Annotated in this window: 17 protein-coding genes and 1 tRNA gene; 17 read left to right on the top strand and 1 reads right to left on the bottom strand. The window is 39.4% G+C overall.

Features of this window, described 5'->3' with window-relative positions:
* Window positions 1–65: 65 nt before the first annotated feature.
* The 15 genes from BM146_RS03175 to BM146_RS03105 all read left to right on the top strand — a co-directional run bounded on the left by BM146_RS03175 (window position 66) and on the right by BM146_RS03105 (window position 18,244).
* Entirely contained in the window at window positions 66–1,673 is a 1,608-nt protein-coding gene (locus BM146_RS03175) for an ABC transporter substrate-binding protein (protein ID WP_022774125.1), read from the top strand.
* Between the two features lie 30 nt (window positions 1,674–1,703).
* The gene (locus tag BM146_RS03170; RefSeq protein WP_074884263.1) at window positions 1,704–2,648 is read left to right on the top strand and encodes an ABC transporter permease; all 945 of its coding nucleotides are present in this window, start codon (window positions 1,704–1,706) and stop codon (window positions 2,646–2,648) included.
* On the top strand, window positions 2,648–3,460 hold the full coding sequence (locus BM146_RS03165; RefSeq protein WP_074884260.1) for an ABC transporter permease: 813 nt from the start codon (window positions 2,648–2,650) through the stop codon (window positions 3,458–3,460). The genes BM146_RS03170 and BM146_RS03165 overlap by 1 nt, the downstream gene beginning before the upstream one ends.
* Window positions 3,451–4,251, top strand: coding sequence for an ABC transporter ATP-binding protein (locus tag BM146_RS03160; RefSeq protein WP_074884256.1), 801 nt, complete (start codon window positions 3,451–3,453; stop codon window positions 4,249–4,251). The genes BM146_RS03165 and BM146_RS03160 overlap by 10 nt, the downstream gene beginning before the upstream one ends.
* Before the next feature lie 13 nt (window positions 4,252–4,264).
* On the top strand, window positions 4,265–5,020 hold the full coding sequence (locus BM146_RS03155; protein ID WP_074884253.1) for an ABC transporter ATP-binding protein: 756 nt from the start codon (window positions 4,265–4,267) through the stop codon (window positions 5,018–5,020).
* Window positions 5,021–5,196: 176 nt separating this feature from the next.
* Window positions 5,197–5,622: a hypothetical protein gene (locus BM146_RS03150; protein WP_074884250.1), complete on the top strand. Its 426-nt coding sequence runs from the start codon at window positions 5,197–5,199 to the stop codon at window positions 5,620–5,622.
* 165 nt (window positions 5,623–5,787) lie between these two features.
* Window positions 5,788–7,293 carry a shikimate kinase gene (locus BM146_RS03145; RefSeq protein WP_074884247.1) on the top strand — a complete coding sequence of 502 codons (1,506 nt, stop codon included), beginning with the start codon at window positions 5,788–5,790 and terminating at the stop codon, window positions 7,291–7,293.
* A 3-nt stretch (window positions 7,294–7,296) separates the two neighbouring features.
* A complete protein-coding gene (locus BM146_RS03140; RefSeq protein ID WP_074884243.1) occupies window positions 7,297–7,986 on the top strand; it encodes an epoxyqueuosine reductase QueH in 690 nt (229 codons plus the stop codon).
* The gene (locus BM146_RS03135) at window positions 7,986–8,534 is read left to right on the top strand and encodes a hypothetical protein (RefSeq protein ID WP_074884240.1); all 549 of its coding nucleotides are present in this window, start codon (window positions 7,986–7,988) and stop codon (window positions 8,532–8,534) included. Before BM146_RS03140 ends, BM146_RS03135 begins: the two co-directional genes overlap by 1 nt.
* A 100-nt stretch (window positions 8,535–8,634) precedes the next feature.
* The gene (gene argS, locus BM146_RS03130; RefSeq protein WP_074884236.1) at window positions 8,635–10,404 is read left to right on the top strand and encodes an arginine--tRNA ligase; all 1,770 of its coding nucleotides are present in this window, start codon (window positions 8,635–8,637) and stop codon (window positions 10,402–10,404) included.
* Window positions 10,405–10,603: 199 nt separating this feature from the next.
* Window positions 10,604–11,944 carry an MATE family efflux transporter gene (locus tag BM146_RS03125; RefSeq protein ID WP_074884233.1) on the top strand — a complete coding sequence of 447 codons (1,341 nt, stop codon included), beginning with the start codon at window positions 10,604–10,606 and terminating at the stop codon, window positions 11,942–11,944.
* A gap of 109 nt (window positions 11,945–12,053) precedes the next feature.
* Window positions 12,054–14,552 carry a bifunctional diguanylate cyclase/phosphodiesterase gene (locus BM146_RS03120; RefSeq protein WP_074884230.1) on the top strand — a complete coding sequence of 833 codons (2,499 nt, stop codon included), beginning with the start codon at window positions 12,054–12,056 and terminating at the stop codon, window positions 14,550–14,552.
* Between the two features lie 79 nt (window positions 14,553–14,631).
* Window positions 14,632–15,495: a DegV family protein gene (locus BM146_RS03115; RefSeq protein WP_074884227.1), complete on the top strand. Its 864-nt coding sequence runs from the start codon at window positions 14,632–14,634 to the stop codon at window positions 15,493–15,495.
* Window positions 15,496–15,549: 54 nt separating this feature from the next.
* Entirely contained in the window at window positions 15,550–17,595 is a 2,046-nt protein-coding gene (locus BM146_RS03110) for a SpoIIE family protein phosphatase (protein ID WP_177201574.1), read from the top strand.
* Window positions 17,596–17,764: 169 nt separating this feature from the next.
* Window positions 17,765–18,244, top strand: a complete 480-nt coding sequence (locus BM146_RS03105; protein WP_074884223.1) for a hypothetical protein — start codon at window positions 17,765–17,767, stop codon at window positions 18,242–18,244.
* 310 nt (window positions 18,245–18,554) lie between these two features.
* On the opposite strand, the gene BM146_RS03100 is transcribed toward BM146_RS03105, so the two are convergent.
* Window positions 18,555–18,628, bottom strand: a tRNA-Met gene (locus BM146_RS03100).
* A gap of 233 nt (window positions 18,629–18,861) precedes the next feature.
* Here BM146_RS03100 and BM146_RS03095 point away from each other — a divergent pair.
* Both BM146_RS03095 and BM146_RS03090 read left to right on the top strand, forming a co-directional pair.
* Window positions 18,862–19,800 carry a phosphatase PAP2 family protein gene (locus BM146_RS03095; protein ID WP_074884220.1) on the top strand — a complete coding sequence of 313 codons (939 nt, stop codon included), beginning with the start codon at window positions 18,862–18,864 and terminating at the stop codon, window positions 19,798–19,800.
* A gap of 4 nt (window positions 19,801–19,804) precedes the next feature.
* Window positions 19,805–21,109: an alpha-amylase family glycosyl hydrolase gene (locus BM146_RS03090; protein WP_074884217.1), complete on the top strand. Its 1,305-nt coding sequence runs from the start codon at window positions 19,805–19,807 to the stop codon at window positions 21,107–21,109.
* Window positions 21,110–21,207: the final 98 nt, after the last annotated feature.

Here is a 21,207-nt window from a genome sequence, read left to right as displayed (position 1 = left end):
TGGCTGAATTTAATTTAATGGTATTGTGTGCGAATAAAACAATTTCATAGGAGGAAGATTTTAGCATGATTAGAGGAGATGTTATGAGAAAGGGAGTATCATCACTTCTGATGATCGTGTTAACAACACTGACTGTTGCATTGAGTGGATGCTCAAGTGACAAGGCAGGGGAATCTGCTTCTTTAGACCAGAGCGCAGGGGCGAGCACTGAAACAGTGACTGGCACAGCTGATACAGCGTCTGAAGCGGTTGCAGATGATCTTTCTAAGCTTATCGTAGGTATACCTCAGGATATAAGCGATCTTGACCCTCATTACGCAACGGGGGCTGGAATCAAAGAGGTATTATTTAACGTCTTTGAAGGCCTTGTAAAGCCTGACGCTAGCGGTAATCTTATCCCGGCTGTAGCAAGTGAAGTTAACATATCTGATGACAACAAGGTTTACACATTTACACTTCGCGATGGAATTAAGTTCCATGATGGAAGTCTGGTTACAGTGGAGGATATTAAGTATTCTATCGACCGCAACAGGGGCGCTGATGGAAGCGAACCGCTTGTTTCTTCATTTTCCAATATTGAAAGTGTAAATATTATTGATGACAGCCATGTGGAGATTGTTCTTACTACTCCAAATTCTGAGTTTTTACCACTTCTTACAGTGGCTATCATCCCAGAGAGCAATACAGATCCTGCTACTAATCCAATTGGTACAGGCCCTTACAAGTATGTTTCAAGCTCACCACAGGAGAACTTCATCGTTACAAGATTTGATGACTATTGGGGTGATAAGGCATACATTAAGGATGTAGTATTTAAAGTTGAGGCTAACTCAGATGCGATCGTACTCGATCTTGAAGGCGGATCACTTGATATGGTTGCCCGTCTTACAAGCGCTCAGGTAGCTCAGCTTTCAGATAAGTTTGATATTTACGAAGGCACAATGAACCTGGTTCAGGCCATGTACCTTAACAACGCAGTAAAGCCTTTTGATGATGTTAAGGTAAGACAGGCTCTGTGCTATGCAATAAGCCCTCAGGAGATTATGGATTTTGTTTCTGATGGCGCCGGAACAGAGATTGGTAGTGCAATGTATCCTTCATTTACAAAGTACTATGATCCGGCTCTTAATGACACTTATAATCAGGATGTAGAGAAAGCGAAAGCTCTTTTGGCTGAGGCTGGTTACCCTGATGGATTTACATTTACAATTACAGTTCCATCAAACTATGCGCAGCACGTTGATACTGCACAGGTTATTGCAGAGGAACTTAAGGCTATTGGTGTTACAGCCAATATTCAGGAAGTTGAATGGAATACATGGCTCAGTGATGTTTATTCTGACAAGAACTATGAGGCAACAGTTGTAGGCTTTGATGCTTCTACTCTTTCTGCTTCAGCTCTTCTTGCAAGATATTGCTCAGATTCAAGCAAGAACATGTTCAACTTCAAGAGCGATGCATATGATGCAGCTTATGCAAATGCAGTAGCAACTTCTGATGATGCTGAAAAGACCAAGTACTATAAAGAGTGCCTTAAGATCCTTTCAGAAGAAGCAGCTAATGTATATATTCAGGATCTTCCTGAGTTCGTTGCTCTAAATAAGAAATTTACAGGATATGAATTTTATCCTCTTTATGTACAGGATATAGCTAAGATCAGACCTGCACAGTAAAGAAAAGTAAGATATAGCGAGGAATGCGATATGAAATATATCATCAAAAAGTTTTTTTCTACGATTGTGACTTTGGTGGTGGTTTCGTTGTGCGTATTCCTCGCTTTTAACGTTATCCCCGGTGATCCGGCACTAAGAAAACTTGGAACAGAAGCTTCACAGGAGCTGATTGAACAGACGAGACAACAGATGGGACTTAATGATCCGCTTCTGGTAAGATATGTCAGATGGTTTACCTCTTTTCTTCATGGAGATATGGGAACTTCCTATAACTACAATGTTCCGGTTGCGGGCATGATCATTGATAAGATCCCGATTACTCTGACAATGGCTGTTATGTCATTTCTGCTTACGATTTTGGTTTCAATTCCTCTTGGAATCGCAACAGCTAAACATGAAAACGGTCTTCTGGACAAGACAATCACCATAACTAATCAGATAATTATGGCGATTCCGCCTTTCTTTTCCGGAATCCTGATCACTTTCATATTTGGAATGATCTTTAAGCTGTTTACTCCGGGAGGATTCGTATCTTATACAGAAGATATGTCTAAATTTATCAGGTATCTGATCTTCCCTTCAGTTGCCATCGCACTTCCTAAGATTGCAATGACAGTTAAGATGCTTAGGTCGAGCCTTCTTGATGAGGCTGAAAAAGATTACACGAGAACGGCCTATAGCAGAGGAAATAATACAAGTGGTGTGCTTTACAGGCATGTACTTAAAAATGCCATGATACCGGTTATCACATTCCTTGGAATGCTTCTTGCAGACATGGTGGCAGGCAGTATCGTTATTGAACAGGTATTTAGCATTCCCGGAATCAGCAGGATTTTGCTGGCGAGTATCAGCAACAGGGATTATCCCGTTGTACAGGCGATCATTATGGGAATTTCAGCCATAGTTATCGTGATAAATCTTTTCGTAGATATAATTTACAGAATAATCGATCCAAGAATTGAGATAGCAGAGTGATGAAGGATTTCTTAAAAAAGCTGAAAAAAAATCCCTACATGATAGCGGGATTAATAATAACAGGGTTAATAGTACTCCTTGTAGTAGTGGGAATATTCTGGATGCCCTATGAACCTACCAAGATGAGTGCAACAGAAAAGCTTCAGGGCATTTCTTTTAAGCACCTTATGGGAACTGATAACATGGGACGTGATGTGTTCAGCAGAGTTATGTATGGAAGCAGGATCACGCTTCTTATAGCGATTGGAACCGTTTTGATAGGTGCAGGTGTGGGAACCATAATAGGCGCACTTACAGGATACTACGGAGGAGCCTTTGATGAAGTTGTAATGAGAGTTATAGATGCTCTTTTTGCCTTCCCAAGTATTCTTTTGGCACTTGTTATTGTCAGTGTATTTGGAACCGGATGGTCACAGCTTCTTTTATCACTTGGAATTGCCTTTGTTCCCAGCTTTGCGAGGATAGTAAGAGGCGAGGTCTTAAGAGTAAAGAGCATGGACTACATAGAGAGTGCCAAGCTTCAGGGAGTGTCAGATATCAGAATGATATTTGTTCACATACTTCCTAATATTAAAAATGTTTTAGCTTCTTCAATCCTTATTGGATTTAACAATGCAGTTCTTGCCGAAGCTGGTCTTAGCTACCTTGGGGTAGGTTCACAGCCTCCTTTTGCAAGCCTTGGTAAAATGCTTTCAGATGCGCAGCAGTACATGTTTACAGTGCCCAGCATATGCTTATGCCCGGGAATTGTAATAGTACTTATGGTTTTAGGATTTTCCTTTTTGGGAGAAGGTATCAGAAGATGGAAATAATACTGGATGTAACAGATCTTCATATAGAATTTCATGATCATGAGCTTCCTGAAACTGTAGTAGAGGACTTTGATCTGATGCTTGGCAAAGGGGAAATTGTGGGCATTGTAGGTGAGTCAGGTTCAGGAAAAAGCATGAGTGCCCTGGCAATTGCAGGTCTTTTGAACAGGCATTCCATGGAAAAAACAGGAAAGATAATGTTTAACGGCGACAATCTTCTTACCTGTAACAGAAATAAGCTAAGGACCTATCAGGGCGATGAGATTTCGATCATTTTCCAGGAGCCGATGACTTCTCTCAATCCGGTTAAAAAAATCGGTTGGCAGGTGGAAGAACCTCTTTTTATCCATCATCCCGAGATAAGTAAGACAGATAGGAAAAAGAGAGCTATTGCGATGCTTGAATCTGTTGGACTGGAAAATGCAAGCGAGGTTTACAATATGTATCCTCATGAACTCTCAGGCGGAATGAGACAGAGAGTTATGATCGCAGCTGCAATGATAGGCAATCCGCAGATCCTGATTGCTGATGAGCCGACTACAGCGCTGGATGTCACTGTGCAGGCTCAGATTGTAGAGCTCCTTAAAAAGCTTAACAGAGAAATGGGAACATCGATTATTTTTATTTCCCATGATCTTAGTCTTGTCAGACAGCTTTGTCAGCGAGTTATTGTTATGCAGAAGGGCGTGATCGTGGAAACAGGAAATACAGAAAATGTATTTAGAAACCCGAGGGATCCATATACTAAAAAGCTCATAGCTGCCATACCCAAAATTGATCTTGGAGATTGAAAGGTCTGAGAATATGGAAGAATCAAAGGTACTTAAGGTAGAGAACCTTAATGTATATTATAAAAACAGAAAAAGAAAGTTCTTTTCAGGGACTAAAAAAATTCATACCCTTTATGATGTCAGTTTTGAGATGGAAGAGGGTGAGGTTCTTGCTATAGCCGGAGAGAGTGGCTGTGGAAAATCGACCCTTGCGAGAGCAATAGTAGGTATTAACAAGGATTACACCGGTACTTTGTGGCAGAAATATGACGAACCACAGATGGTTTTTCAAGACCCATATAGTTCGCTTAATCCTGCCAAAAAGATTGGATGGCTTTTGGAAGAACCACTGAAAGTAGATAAAAAGCGCAAGTGGACAAGTCAGGAGCGAAAAAAGAGAGTAGAAGAAATTATGGGGGAGATAGAACTTCCTCTGGAGATGCTTGACCGATATCCTTCTCAATTGTCAGGGGGACAAAGACAGAGAATATGTATTGGCATAGCACTTATGAAATCACCGCGGTTATTGATTGCAGATGAGCCTGTATCAGCGCTTGATGTCACGATTCAGGCGCAGATTATGGAGCTTCTGCAGAACCTTCACAAGAGGCTTGGAATTTCAATTATATTTATTTCCCACGATCTTAGAGTCGTTTATCAGATTAGTGATCACGTGATGATCATGAAATCCGGAAAAGTCGTGGAATATGGAAAAACACGCGATGTTTATAAGAATCCTCAGGATGAATACACTGTTCAGCTTCTTAAAGCTGCAGGAATACGACAGTAAAAACGGCAATTTATTTATAAATTATTAAAAGAATTAAATTAATCTTAAATAACGTTCTGACCGCCTAAAATTGCACATTATTCTCATATAATGGTATTAAGAGATTTTTCAAAGTATCCGATATTCTTTATGGAAAGTTATTGTGGGAATGATTGCAGGAAAGGAGGCAGGACGTTATGGCATTAAATAGATTAAATAGTGGCCTTTCAGGTTATAATGCATATAATATCCCATCCGCAAGTGATAAGAACTCGCAGATTGCCCCTGCCCCCATACAAGAATCTCAGGATACAAGTGTAGATCGTGAAAACTCCAACAAGCAAGAATCTAAAAAGATGGATCTTACTGTTGAGGTTCCAAAGAGGGATAATGCTTCTATTGAAAATGTAGCTATTTCTTTGGGAGTATTCGATGGCATTTCTGTTGATCTCTTCGGTGTAGATGGAATTGCATCAAATGATATGAAACAGGCAATTTCAGGAATGAAAAAGGATCATATCCTTCATGAATACCAGTATTTTGTAGGAAACAAGGATATGACCGGCAAGGCTGCCAATGTTATTACAGACACAGGAGACGGACTTGTTATTAAACTTAATTGATATATTTTGACTATTAAAGGGAGCTGGAAAAAATGATTTCTCATTTTTTCACAGCTTCTTTTTGTGTGGCAAAAAAGTCATCGGAATGGGGATGGGACTCCCTTGCGTTACAAGTGATTTGAAGGTAAAATTTACTGAATAAGATAACAGCGCGGGGTGAGAATTATGAACTATACAGATGGATATACAAGAACATGCGGACTCATTGGTAATCCTGTAAAACATACAATGTCACCGCTGATACATAATTCACTTGCTTCAATGACAGGGATAAACATGGTGTATGTTCCCTTTGAAGTTAAGGAAAAAGAACTTAAGAGCGCTATAAACGGAGCTTTGGCCCTTGATATTCATGGGATGAATGTCACAATTCCTTATAAAACGGCAGTTATTCCTTTCCTTGAAGATGTAGATCCTCTGGCAAAGGCTATTGGTGCTGTCAATACACTGGTAAGAACGGAAAATGGTGGCTTCAAGGGATATAATACGGACATGACAGGCCTCTATCATGCTATGAAGGATGAAGGGATAGAGCTAAAAGAGCAAACGGTAGTTATCCTTGGAGCTGGAGGTGTTGCAAGACCTACAGCCTTTTTGTGTGCCAATAAAGGTGCCAAAAAAGTCTATGTCCTGAACAGGACCTTTGAAAAGGCTGTAGACGTGGCAGACGAAGTGAATTTGGCCCTTTTAAATTTTGAGGGTGATGAAAAATGCGCTGATGATGGCATGAGTGCAAAGGATTGCCAAAAGATGTGTGCAGCATCGGGCCAAAAGGATGATGAAGTAAAAGATTATAGTGACAAAAAAGTTGTACCTATGCGTCTTGAGGATTACCGGCAGGTTTTGGAAGCAGAAGATTGCTTTATTGCAATACAGTGTACTTCGGTAGGGCTTTTTCCTGACGTTAACAGCGCTGTAATAGAGGATGAAGAGTTTTATAAAAAAGTATCTTCCGCAATGGATCTTGTGTACAGGCCGCTTCAGACGAAGTTTTTGAAACTTGCAGCTAATGCAGGCGCCAGGATATTTTCAGGACTTAAAATGCTTCTCTATCAGGGAATTGATGCCTATGAACTCTGGAATCAGGACAAAGGTATTAAGGTAACAAAAGAACAGGCGGATGAAATCTACAGATCTATGATGCTTGAAGTGGTTGGAGCTTCTAACATTGTACTTGAGGGCTTTATGGGGAGTGGCAAGAGTACAGTTTCAGAACTTTTATCAGAAGAACTGATGCTGGAACTCATTGATACAGATGAAGTCATTGAAGACACTGAAGGAAGAACTATAAATGAGATCTTTGAGACAGATGGCGAGACTTCATTTAGAGAAATGGAAACTGACCTTTTGAAGGCTATAGATTCTGATCACTGGAGAGAGTTTGTTATTTCTCTTGGAGGCGGAATACCTGTCAAAGAGGAAAACAGAGAGCTTTTAAGAAAAATCGGAAAGGTTGTATACTTAAGGGCAAAACCTGAAACAATTTTTGAGAGAGTAAAAGATGATGATAAAAGACCTCTCTTAAAAACTGAGGATCCTCTCGCAAAGATTGAGGAGCTTCTTGAAATGCGTGCATCATTATATGAAGATGTTGCTGATATGATAATTGATACAGATGGTAAGACTCCAATGGAAATTACCAGAGAAATAATAGATAAATTGGGCTTTTAAGGAATGAACAAAAGAAATTATTCAAAAGAACTCGAAGAAAAAATAGAGGATTTTCAAAAAAATGATGAATATCCAAAGCTCTTATTACATGCCTGCTGTGCACCCTGTTCTTCATATTGCCTTGAGTATTTAAGGGAGTTTTTTGATATAACTGTTTTTTTCTATAATCCCAATATTACTTCTGAGAGTGAGTACTCCAAGCGCGTTATTGAGGAAAAGAGACTTATAGCTGAATATAACAGACAGGTCGAGGAAAAGGACTTTGACGGGATGAATTCAGACGATAAAGCCCGAAAGATTGAAATTCTGGAAGGCTTTTATGATCCAAAAGCTTTTTTTGAAGTTACCAAAGGCATGGAGCATTTAAAAGAGGGCGGTGAAAGATGCCGAAAGTGCTTTGAACTGCGACTTGATGAAACGGCAAGGATTGCAAAAGAAAAAGGCTTTGACTATTTTACTACCACGCTCACGATCAGTCCTTTGAAAAATGCGGATGTTTTAAATGAAGTGGGCGAAAAAGCGGCACAAAAAAACGGAAGCAGATTTTTACCATCGGATTTTAAAAAGAAGAACGGATACAAGCGTTCAATTGAGTTGTCTCATAAATTTGATCTTTACAGACAGGATTTTTGTGGATGCAGTTATTCAAAAGCTCAGAGGGAGCAGGAAAAACGTGAAAGAGATGGGGAATAATGGATACAGGAATAAATGAAAATGCCTTGCCGGATTCACTGGTGCTTCATGATCCGATAACGGGCGAACCTATTCAAAAGCAATATGATGAGAACAGTATTGTTCTGGATCCTTTGACAGAAAAGCAAATTGCTGATCAGGAACATATGCTCGAAATGCAGCGCCTTATGGCACAGCAGAAAGTGGCAGGATATACGGGATATAACACTGCGATTCCCAATACGGCCGGCACGGTGGACGCTTCTTTGGACAAAAACAAGGATACAAGCCGCACACTGTGCTTTTTATCTCTTGCCGGATTATTGATTTCACATTTCTGGGTATATTTTTATTTTTTTATTATTCAGAACTTGTCACCGGCTTGGATTTTGGGAGTTCCTGCGCTGGGAGGTCTTTGTGGAATAGCAGGTTTTATTCTTATGATTGTGGCAAGGGTTAAAAGTCCCAAATATGTTTTTGCAAAAGTTGTTATGTGGATATACATAGTTCTGATCTCATTAAGAGTTATAGGGGGAGTACTGATCTGGTATATTTTTATGATAATGTAGACAGCTAATTTGCCATTGATAGAACAGCTTTATTCTGTTAAAATTCATTAGTCTGATTTTAAGTAGTGATTATTTTTTATTATAGAAAGAAGGGTAAGTTTTGGAAAAAGTACTTGAACTCATATCAAAAGAAGTTTCTGATGCTTTTGAAGCAGCAGGATATGACAGGGAACTTGGAAAGGTAACTATATCAAACAGACCTGATCTGTGCGAATACCAATGTAATGGTGCAATGGCCGGTGCTAAAAAATATGGCAAGGCTCCTTTTATGATCTCTGATGCTGTAGCCGAAAAGCTCCAGGACAATGAGATGTTTGAAAAAGTAGAGTCTGTTAAACCGGGCTTTCTTAATATTACTGTAAGTGGAGATTTTGTAAGAGGATACATTGTAAGAATGCTCCATGAGAAGCACATGGGAGTAACTCTTCCGGGACATGAGCCTACATTTATGCTTGATTACGGCGGACCAAACGTTGCAAAGCCTCTTCACGTAGGACACCTTCGTTCAGCAGTTATTGGTGAGAGTATAAAGAGAATCTTGAAATACAACAGTTACAAGGTAATAGGCGATATTCACCTTGGTGACTGGGGACTTCAGATGGGACTTGTTATCACAGGTCTCAAGGAGAGAAAACCTGATCTTTGCTATTTTGACCCTGATTATGAAGGAACATATCCGAAGGAACCTCCATTCACTGTCAGTGAACTTGAAGAGATATATCCTGCAGCCAGCAAGAAGTCAAAAGAGGATGAGGCATTTAAGGCTGCGGCTATGGAGGCGACAAAGCTTTTGCAGGACGGCTATAAGCCATACAGAGCTCTTTGGCATCACATTTTGAACGTATCTGTTGCCGATTTAAAACAGAACTATAAAAAACTTAATGTGAACTTTGATCTCTGGAGAGGTGAGTCTGATGTTCATGACGTTATCCCGGGAATGGTAGAATACATGAAGCAACACGAGTATGCGTACCTCAGCCAGGGGGCACTTGTGGTTGATGTTGCAAAAGAGACTGATACAAAAGAAATCCCACCATGCATGATCCTTAAGTCTGATGGAGCTTCTCTTTACAATACAACCGACCTTGCTACTATCAAGCAGCGTATGGAAGAGTTCCATCCGCAGGGACTTATCTATGTGGTTGATAAGAGACAGGAACTCTATTTTGAGCAGGTATTCCGTTGTGCGAGAAAGACCAAGCTTGTTATGCCTGAGACAGAGCTTCACTTTGTAGGCTTTGGTACTATGAATGGAAGCGATGGCAAGCCATTTAAGACAAGAGATGGCGGAGTTATGCGTCTTGAAAATCTCATAGCTGAGATTGATGAGAAGATGTACACAAGGATCAAGGAAGGAAACCTTGATGTTTCTGATGAGGAAGCCCGTGATACAGCTCACAAGGTTGCTCTTTCAGCAATCAAGTATGGCGATCTTTCTAACCAGCCATCCAAGGATTATATTTTTGATGTTGAGAAGTTTACTTCATTTGAAGGAGATACAGGCCCATATATCCTTTACACTATCGTTCGTATCAAGTCTATTCTTAAGAAGTACGAGGCAGAAGGAAAGAGTGCTAAGGAAGCGAAGCTTGATAAGCCTGACAGTGATGATATGAAGAATCTCATGCTTCAGCTTACAAGATTTGCTGATGCAGCTGAAAGTGCTGCAAGGGACCTTGCTCCAAACAGAATCTGTGCATATATTTATGATCTTTCAAATGCATTTAACAGTTTCTACCATGGAACAAAGATCCTTGCTGAAACAGATGAGAACAAGAAGGAAAGCTACATCGCACTTCTTGTTATTACCCTTAAGGTCCTCGAAACAGGTATCGATCTTTTAGGATTCGACGCGCCTGAGCGCATGTGAGCGATATAAGGATTCAAAGTAATACAATGCTGTGCTTGCACAAAGCATTGTATTACTTTGAAGACTGAACGGACATGAGGAAGCAGCACGATAGTGCGGATTCCTCATGTCCGTAGGATTGCGAAAGCGAAGCGGAGCAATCCGTATATCGCGAGCGATAGCGAAGTCCGTAGGATCGCGTTTTTTTAAGAGGAATAACATGAATAATAACCATATGTTCAGCAACAGAAAGCTTCTTCTGTTGCTGATTCCTATTATAGCTGAACAATTCTTAAACTCCCTTATGGGAATGGCTGATTCCATGATGGTCAGTAACGTGGGAGCGGCAGCTCTTTCGGGAGTTTCACTTGTAGACTCCATCAACAATCTGGTGGTGCAGGCTTTTAATGCCATGGCTACAGGTGGTGTAATAATATGCTCCACATATATTGGACAGAAGGATATAAAAAGAGCTTCAGAAGCTGCAAGACAGGTCATCTTAGTATCTACCTTTATTTCGGTACTTTTGATGGTACTGGGCCTTATCTTCAGAATGCAGCTGTTAAAACTAATATTTGGAACTGTTGAGGCAGATGTAATGGAAGCAGCAGGTATTTATTTCTTCCTTACCATTTTGTCTTATCCGGGTGTTGCTTTGGCAGCTGCAGGAAGTGCAATATTCAGGGCACAGGCCAATAGCAGACTTCCGATGAATGTGGCTATAGTATCCAACATTCTTAATGTAACAGGTAATGCACTTCTTATCTGGGGCTTTGGACTTGGCGTATATGGTGCAGCCCTTGCTACTTTGTTATCAAGAATTTTTTCAGCCGTAGTTCTTTTGATATATCTAAGGAATAAAGAGCTTGAGATAAGCATACGGGATTATCTGTCAATCAGACCTGATAAAGACAAGATTCACAGAGTTCTCGCGATGGGAATCCCTAATGGCATTGAAAATTCTATGTTCCAGTTTGGTAAGCTGGCAATCCAGTCTTCTGTATCTATTTTGGGAACAACAGCTATTGCAGCTCAGTCTATGACCAATATATTTGAAAATGTAAATGGTGTTGCCGGAATAGGCGTAGGAATAGGACTTATGACGATAGTTGGCCAGTGTCTTGGTGCAGGCAGGAAAGATGAGGCTGTTTACTATACCAAGAAGATGATCCTTTGGGGCTACATAGCTATTTTGAGTAGCTGTCTTTTTGCTTATGCGATCGCAAGACCTGTGACTTACCTGGCTGGTATGACTCCTGAAAGCGCAAGTCTTTGTATATACATGCTTGGATGGATCACGATCGCCAAGCCTATTTTGTGGTCACCATCCTTTGTTATCCCATATGCTTTAAGAGCTGCGGGGGATGTTAAGTTTTCCATGATAGTTGCAACACTTACCATGTGGCTTTGCAGAGTAACACTTGCTACATTCCTTATCAGAGTTGTGGGAGTTGGTGCTATTGGCGTGTGGATCGGAATGTTTGCTGACTGGGCTATAAGAGGTGTTATTTTTACCATAAGATTCAGGCGTGGAAACTGGATCCACAAGGTTGTTGCGTGATCCAATAATTCTGTATTCAAGATTTTATACAATTTTAATTCAATTTGATAATGAATAGAAATATAATTAAGATAGTCACTTTTTCGATAGCATTTTTAGGAAAAACCGCATGAAAAGAAGGAACTATCTTTTTTATTTAAGGTATATATTAGCTGCAATGGGAGTGGTTTGCCTTATTGCAGCTTTTGGTATGCTCGGACAACATATGCAGCAAAGTGCAGTCAGTCGTCTGTCGCAGATTCCTTCAGAAGTAAAGCATAAGGTGTTAGTTCTTAGTTCTTACGAACCTACGTATTTTACATTTGAAGATCAGGAAATAGGCCTTAAAGAGGGGTTATATCCCAATGGAATAGAATTTGACACGGTTTATATGAATACAAAGAAATTTGGCACCGCGCAAGATATTGAGACTTTTCATGATTACTTCAAGGATAGGTTCCTCAGGGATAAAACATATGAGGGTGTTCTTATAGGTGATGATGATGCCCTTAAGTTTGCGCTTAGGTATCAAACGGAACTCTTTAACGGAATGCCTTTGGTGTTTTATGGAATAAATGATCTGCAGCTTGCCAAGGAGGCAAGCCGCAATCCTATGGCAGCTGGATTTTATGAAAAAGACTATCTGCAGGAGACTATGGAAACTGCAACGAAAAGCCTTCCTGACAGAAAAACTCTCGTTGCTCTTCATGATGAATCTGCGGCGGGAACAGCAGATATGAATATATTTTACTCATTAGCTGATAAGTATCCTGATTATACTTTTATAGATATAGACAGTTCCACACTTTCGCAGGAGGAGCTCATACGAAGTCTCCAGAATCTGCCTAAAAACTCAATATTGTTTTATATGACTTGTTATAATGACAAGTACGGAAACAGTTATTCTATGCTCAACAGAACAAGAACTATTGTCAATAATGTGACTGTTCCTATATTCAGAAATTATTCCGGAGGAAGAGACGCGGGAGTTTTGGGCGGAACCTTTATGGATTTTGAGGTTCAGACAAAAAATGCTGCGCAGATAATGTGCGATGTTTTGAATCATGATGTAGAGATTTCTGAGTATAGTTTGATCCTGGATACTCCAAGCAGGAATGAATACAATTATCCTCTTGTTATGGAGTATGGAATCTCTATAGATAATCTGCCAAAAAACACAATATATATAGACAGACCTACGACTTTTTTTGATAACTATAGTGAAATACTTCCGGTAGCATTGCTGATGATCTCATCAATGGTACTATTTATCGCTGCAATGTATGCGGCTCTTAAAAATGAGAAAAAAGTAAATGAGGCGCTTAGAGATTCAAAAGAGGAAATAGAAAATTCCCGTTACAAATTGCAGTATCAGGCCCAGCACGACGAGTTCCTTGATATATTTAACAGGCGAGCTATGGTTGAGTACCTCAATGACAATGTGACAATGAATCAGGTCTATTCGATAATAATGCTTGATATAGATGGCTTTAAAGATGTTAATGAAAACTATGGACATGAAGCAGGAGACAAAATTCTTAAAACTATAGCTGATCATCTGCAGAGTTTTTGTCACTCCAACGGAATGACTCTGGGAAGGTATGGCGGTGATGAATTTTTGATCTATTGTCCTTCAGAAAGGCTTGATGAGAATTCTAAAAAGATATGTGATCTGAAAAAGCTCTTTTCACAGTCTTTTACCTCAAACGGGATAAATATTGTTCTTTCAGCCAGCATGGGTATTTCCAATTCGGATGGCCTTTCATATCCCGAGCAGCATATTATAAATGCTGAGATTGCAATGTATGAAGCAAAAGAACGCGGAAGAGGCATGATATTCGTATATGCTGACGTGATGAAAGATAAGGTAAACAACGAGGAAAAAATAAAGACGCAGTTTATAAAGGCCATTGAAAAAGACGGCTTTTATATGAAATACCAGCCAAAGGTTTCAGCCAAGGCGAAGGAACTTGTGGGCTTTGAAGCGCTCATCAGAATGAAAGATGGCTCATATGAACCAAATCTTTTTATCCCTGTGGTTGAAAAGAGCGGGTGGATCACAAGGCTTGGCAGACATGTCACGCTTATGGTAGTTAAACAGTTATCTGAATGGATGGCACAGGGGAAAAAGCTATATCCTGTATCAATTAACTTCTCAAGTAAGCAGATACATGATATTGGATATGTTTCTTTTTTAAAAGAACTATTGGATATCTATGATGTAGATCCAAAGTACCTTCAGATCGAGATTACCGAGAGTCTTCTTTTGGAAAACTCAATACAGACTGACGACCTGTTCGAAGGTCTGAAGAGACTGGGAATTAAAACTCTTCTCGATGATTTCGGAACCGGCTATTCATCACTTGCTTATCTTATCTATGTTCCGGTAGATGATATAAAGCTGGATAAGTCTTTGGTTGACGCATATCTGATTGATGGTAAGGACAGCTTCATTGAGGATGTTATCAAACTTGTTCATGATATGGGCAAGACTATAACAATAGAGGGAGTAGAGTATGAATGGCAGTATGAAAAGCTTCGCAAGTACGGAGCTGATACTATTCAAGGGTATTATTTCAGTAAGCCTCTTGAACCGGATGCGGCTATTTCGTTCGAAGTACAGAAATAGAAACAGGATAAAAACGCGCAATTATGCCTTATTCATGCTATAATAAAATTTACAATAAATTTTTTTACGAGGAGCTAGTATGTCTTTTGTTGTATTTACGGATGGGTCGGCAAACCTTCCGGCGAAAATGTCTGAGGGGATAACTATATTGCCGTGTAGTTATATGTTAAATGGAACTGAAATTGTGTACGAGGGAGATGTTGAGGCATTTGATGCTCATTCTTTTTATGAAGGGCTTAAAAATGGCGATAAGGTAAAAACATCGCTTCTAAATACACATCTTTTTATGGAACATTTCAGACCTGTACTGGAAAACGGACAGGATCTTGTATACATTGCTATGGCAGCAGGCATAAGCGGTACTTACAATGCTGCTATGAATGCAGCCGATGAACTTATGGAAGAATTTCCTGACAGATTTATCCATATTGTTGATTCAAAGGGCTGTGGATTTGGAAGTGGAATTTTGGCAATTAAGGCAGCAAAGCTCTCCAGAGAGGGCAAAAGTTGCAAAGAGGCAGCACAGATTCTGGATGATGCAGTGCCTCATGCATGCCAATATTTTACAGTTGATGATCTTAATTTTCTTAAAAATACAGGCCGAGTAAGTGGGGTAACCGCAAGTATCGGAACAATCCTTAATATTAAACCAATTCTTTTTGGCGATAGTACGGGACATATCATTTCCTGCAGCAAAGTAAGAGGCAGGAAAAATGCCATAAGCGCTATAGCTGCAAAGTATTCTGAAAAGAGGATGGAAACAGAAGATAACATAGTCTGCATCTCTCATGGCGATTGCTATGATGATGCCGTTAAACTTTCAGAACTGGTAAAAGAGGTTAATCCAAAAGCAGAGATCACAATCTGTCAGCATGAGCCTTTTTCTGGAGCTCATGTGGGACCCGGTATGCTTGGACTGTTTTTCTGGGGGAAAGAAAGATAGATAGAGTAAAACCTGCTGATCATGTATGTATTATCTATGAGGGGATTTGCTTATATGATTCTTATGTTGATGAAAATGTCAGGAATATCGGCACTTTATGTTGCATTGACGGTATTTCTGTGGAAACTTCTAAAGGACAGGAGACAGACTTTTATCATAAAACTGTCTCTTGGACTTGTCTATGGTATGTGCTCCGTGCTTTCTACGCATTGTGCTGTGGATTACGGAGATATGCTTCTTAATCTCAGAGATGTCGCTCCGCTTGCGGCAGGACTTTTTTTTAATCCTACTTCAGGTATCATAGCTGGCCTTATAGGCGGAATAGAACGATATATTGCGGGAACATATTTTGGGGTAGGCTCATATACGCGAATTGCGTGTAGCTTATCTACCTGCCTTGCAGGTTTTGTTGCCTGGCTTATGCATGCAAAAGTATTTGAAGGCAAAAAACCTTCACCTGTTTATGCACTGTTTATGGGAGCTGTAATGGAAGTCTTTCATATGTACGTGGTTTTCATAACCCACAGAGATGATATGAGAATGGCATTCCATGTAGTTAGCATTTGCTCTATTCCAATGATAGTTTTTTCGGGAATAGCCCTTTCGCTTATGTCGGTAATTCTTCAGGTTCTTTCCGGTGAATGGAAAAATCCTTTTAAGGATATGACAGGAGAAAAAGTATCGGTTTCGCAGAGGTTTCAACGCTGGCTCTTTTTGATCACTACGATTGTCATTGCAGGTAATTTTGCTTTTTCTTACATTATTCAGACTCAGTCTGCCTCTCAAAATGGCAGAAATAGTATTATGGAGACTTCTCAGAGTGTGAAGAGCAGATATCTTGAGGTATCCAAAAGACTCACTGCTGATGGTAATGAGTTTTTTGAGATTATAGATGATGATGGAGATATTATTGCAGGGAGACATAAGGATTCAAAAATAGATGCAAGTACTCTTGAAGTACTTAAAGGCAAAAAGGATGAGGAGCTTTTTGAAGGACAGTACTTTGAAGAGGTGTCTCTGAATAAAGTTGATGGTATCGGCATTGATATGATTCTTTTGACATACATACCCTACAGCGAGCTCTATTGGTATAGAAATGCCCAGGCCTATGAATCTGCGCTCGCAGATATCCTGTTATTTACTGTGATTTATGTTCTCATCGCATTTTTGGTAAAACAGATTGTTATCAGCAATATTGACCTTATCAATTCTTCGCTGGATAAGATAACAAACGGAGATCTTAATGAAGTGGTTAAGGTAAGAAACTCATCCGAGTTTGCGTCACTTTCAGATGATATTAATCAGACGGTTGAGACGCTTAAAGGTTATATAGCTGCTGCGGAAAAAAGAATAGAGCAGGAGCTTATTTTTGCAAGGACCATACAGGAATCATCGCTGCCAAGAAACTTCCAGTTTGCCACTTTGAAAGATAATATCGAGATATTTGCGTCAATGAAGGCGGCTAAAGAGGTTGGTGGAGACTTTTATGATTTCTTTTTTGCAGGCCCGGGAAAGCTTGCCTTTGTAATTGCCGATGTTTCGGGAAAAGGAATCCCTGCGGCATTGTTTATGATGAGAAGTAAGACTGCAATCAGAAGCTTTGCTGAGCTTGGAAAGAGTCCGGCTGAGATAATATTTAAGACTAATAATACTCTTTGTGATGGAAATGATGCAGAGATGTTTGTGACGGTGTGGATTGGAATTTTGGATTTGACAACAGGTGTTATGAAATGTGCAAATGCCGGTCATGAGTATCCTCTTATAAAACATGCTGGCGGTGACTATGAGCTTTTTAAGGATAAGCACAGTCTGGCCCTTGCTGCAATGGAAAATCTAAAGGCAAGAGAATATGAGATAACACTAGTACCCGGAGATAAAATATTTGTTTATACAGATGGTATCCCTGAGGCAATCAATGAGGATATTGTCCAGTATGGTACTGACAGGCTTCTTGATACTATCAATTCTGTAAAAGACAGGCCGTTTACGGAAGTTTTACCGGCAATATCGCAGGATATTGCAAAGTTTAGAGGAAAAGCCGAGCAATTTGATGATATTACAATGCTTGGTTTTGAGTTAAAAAGCTTGCGTAATCACTAAATATAGTATTTTTACTTTATAATTATAATTAAATATTTACTTTATTTTATAGATTCTTAATCGTTTTCGTACGAAATCACGTCTATACTAAATATAGTTTTTTTGCCATCCTTATTTTTGATTCGTATAAAAAATAGAAGACAAAAAATTGATAGATCGGGAGGTTTGTATGAAAACGATTGTTCGTATAAGGGAGATAAATGATATCACTTTGGCGTTCATGATGCTTGGACTTGCTGAGACTGTATTTGGAGCAGCGATGCTGGGCGCAGGCCTTTGGAGTTATATCAGAGAGATATTTTTGACAAATATAATGGTAGATGCCGTTATTCATGGAAGTGCACTTGTTTTAAACGGAAGTCTTCTCGTTATACTTTGCCTTATGTCGACATTATTTGCAGTAAGTAAGGCTAAAGTAAATATTCTTTTTTCACTATCATCATTATCTATTGCAATAGTCTTGATCGGATTCATTCGCGGGCTTTGCATTGGGGACAATGGTTTTGGACTTATCTTTTCTGTGATAGAGCTTATGATTTGTGGAATTGTTCATTTTGTTCTTTTTACAACCAAACGTTATCTTGGAAGAAGATCAAAGACAGCAAACTATTCCTGGTCAAATGAAATGGTGCTTAAGAAGGTTGGATAAATCCAATATTTTGAGTCACTATGCATTCTTGAATCAACAATTCAAGAATGCATCAACCAAGCCAATTTAAATCGACTTCGTCGATGAGGCTTGGTTGACTCTTCACTCATATTCTTACGAAATCCGCAGTATATGCGGATTTCTGGAATTTAGTTCAAGATGTCATACCTTATGGTACAGTGTTCTTTATCTCGAGAAAGAATGCAGGGTATACACTCCTTTCTATAATATGGTTTAAGACATTTGCTTTAAGACAAAAATAAAAATCTCTGAAACGCGTGTATTTACCACGTTTCAGAGATTTTTTTAGTAGCGAGAGGGGGATTCGAACCCTCGACACCGCGGGTATGAACCGCGTGCTCTAGCCAACTGAGCTATCTCGCCATATGGGCTTTGCCGAACTGTCTGTCGCAGCCGACTCGTATAATATACCCCACAGTGGCATATGTTGTCAACACAATTTTATAAAAAAATTCAAAAAAATATTTCTTAAATTTATCATTTGTGTTAATACAAGCATAAGTTAACAAAACAACGAACTTGGATTGTGTTAAGATATAGTAAAGTGCTATGTTTGCACTTTGGACATCTTTTGTGAATGAGCGAGGATTTTTTTTATGAATTTAGTTGTTGGGAAATCATTTTATTTTGATTTTGAAGTGGCATTTATGCAGTGGCTCCAAAGTGCCTTAGGGGAAAAAGGAGCAATGGCTGTTTCACATTTATCGGCTTTTGGTGAAGAAATGCTGCTTATAGGAATACTCGGATTCATTTTTTGGTGCTATGACAAGAGGTATGGAACCTTTATTGGAATAAATGTTATGGTTGGTCTCGTATTAAATCCATTGATAAAGAATGTTTTCTGGAGGAGGAGACCATATTTTGATCATGAGACTATAAAATGCTTTAGACCGGTTGAGAAAAATGCAGATATGTATGATATTGCTGCACAGGGGTTTTCTTTTCCCAGTGGGCATTCTACAAATTCAGTTACAGCGTACAGTTCAATAGCTGTGTATAAAAAGAATAAAGTATTAAATGTTGTTGCCTTTGTTATTCCGCTATTGGTCGGTTTTTCAAGAGTGGCAGTGGGTGTACATTACCCAACTGACGTAGTTTGCGGTTGGATTTCAGGTCTTTTGATTGTTCTTTTGATTCCTCTTATCTTTAGTAAGGTGGATGAGAAAAAACACTGGGTTGTTTATGCTGCGATTTTTGCAATTTCATGTGTGGGGCTTTTTTATTGTAAGACAAGTGATTATTTCACATCTTTAGGCCTAATGGGTGGATTTTTTGTTTCACTTGAATTTGAAAAGAGATTTGTGAAATTTGAAAATACGAGGAACCCGCTCTTTTGTATAACAAGAATAATTGGTGGTTTTGCAATTTACTTTGCAGTGAATACACTCTTAAAACTTCCATTTAGCAAGGAATTTTTGGATTCAGGAGTTTTTCTTGCAGGAGTTGTAAGAAGTATCAGATATTTTTTTGTTTCCTTTGCGGCAATTGGCTTATACCCTTATGTTTTTAGAGTGGAAAAGATATTAAGGAGGTAAACTTATGTGGGCTTATGAAACATCTTTTTATCAGATCTATCCCCTTGGATTTTGCGGGGCACCTTTTGAAAATGACGGTGTTTTGGAACACAGGATATTAAAGGTAATTGACTGGATTTCGCATTTGAAAAAACTTGGTGTGGGCGCAGTTATTTTTAATCCTGTGTTTGAGTCGGATACTCATGGTTATAATACAAGGGATTATAAAAAAATCGATGTGCGCCTGGGGACAAATGCTGATTTTAAGAAGGTTTGCAAAGCACTGCATAAGGAAAAAATACGGGTTGTGCTTGATGGTGTGTTTAACCATGCAGGTAGAGGCTTTTTTGGTTTTGAAGATGTTAAGGAAAAAAAGTGGGATTCGCCCTATAAAGACTGGTTTAACATAAGCTTTGACGGAAATAGCAATTATAATGACGGATTCTGGTATGAAGGCTGGGAAGGTAACTATGATCTTGTAAAGCTGAACTTGAGAAATCCTGCTGTTACGGATTATCTTTTGGAGAGTATTAAATTCTGGATTGATGAATTTGGAATTGATGGGCTTAGGCTCGATGTGGCTTACTGCGTGGACACCGATTTTTTAAGAAGACTTCGTCATGAGACTGCCGCGTGGAAAGAAGACTTCTTTTTGATGGGTGAGATGATAGGCGGTGACTATAACCGCATTATGTCTGATGAACTTTGCCACAGTGCCACTAATTATGAGTGTTATAAAGGAATGTTTTCTTCCTTTAACAGCATGAATATGTTTGAGATAGTTCATTCACTCCTTAGGCAGTTTGGACCTGAGAATTGGACCCTTTATAAGGGAAAACATCTTCTTTCTTTTGTGGATAATCATGATGTGAGCAGGATAGCAAGTACGCTTTCAAGGCCGGAGCATTTAAAACTTATCTATACACTAATGTTTGGAATGCCCGGTATTCCTACGATTTACTATGGTAGTGAGTGGGGCGAAAAAGCTGACAAATCACAGGGAGATCCGGCTTTAAGACCATGTTTTGACAGCCCCCTCTGGAATGATCTTACAGATGTGATTGCGGCGCTGTGTAAGGCAAGAGAAGGCTCTAAGGCGCTTAGCTACGGTGGCTTTTCATCACTTCTTTTAACTAACAGGCAATGTATATTTGAAAGGGAGGCAGATGGAGACAGGATGATAGTCGTGATAAACGCTGACGAAAACAGTTTTCATGCTGATTTCAATGCAAGAGCCGGTAAGGGAAAAGATATGATAACGGGAAAAGACATTGATTTTGGCGGAGGACTTGATATACCTCCTTACACCGGATATCTCATCCAGGTTTGATTTTGGACACAAAAATAATATTTTGAGTCTCCATGTCACAAGCAGAAATACTTTTTTGAAGTGCTTATAAGCTAAAATTTATATAGTACAACAAAAAG

The sequence above is a fragment of the Butyrivibrio proteoclasticus genome (assembly GCF_900115735.1).
Lineage (GTDB): Bacteria > Bacillota > Clostridia > Lachnospirales > Lachnospiraceae > Butyrivibrio > Butyrivibrio proteoclasticus_B.
The sequence above is the reverse complement of the archived record's forward strand: the minus strand, read 5'-3'. Positions and strand labels throughout refer to the sequence as shown.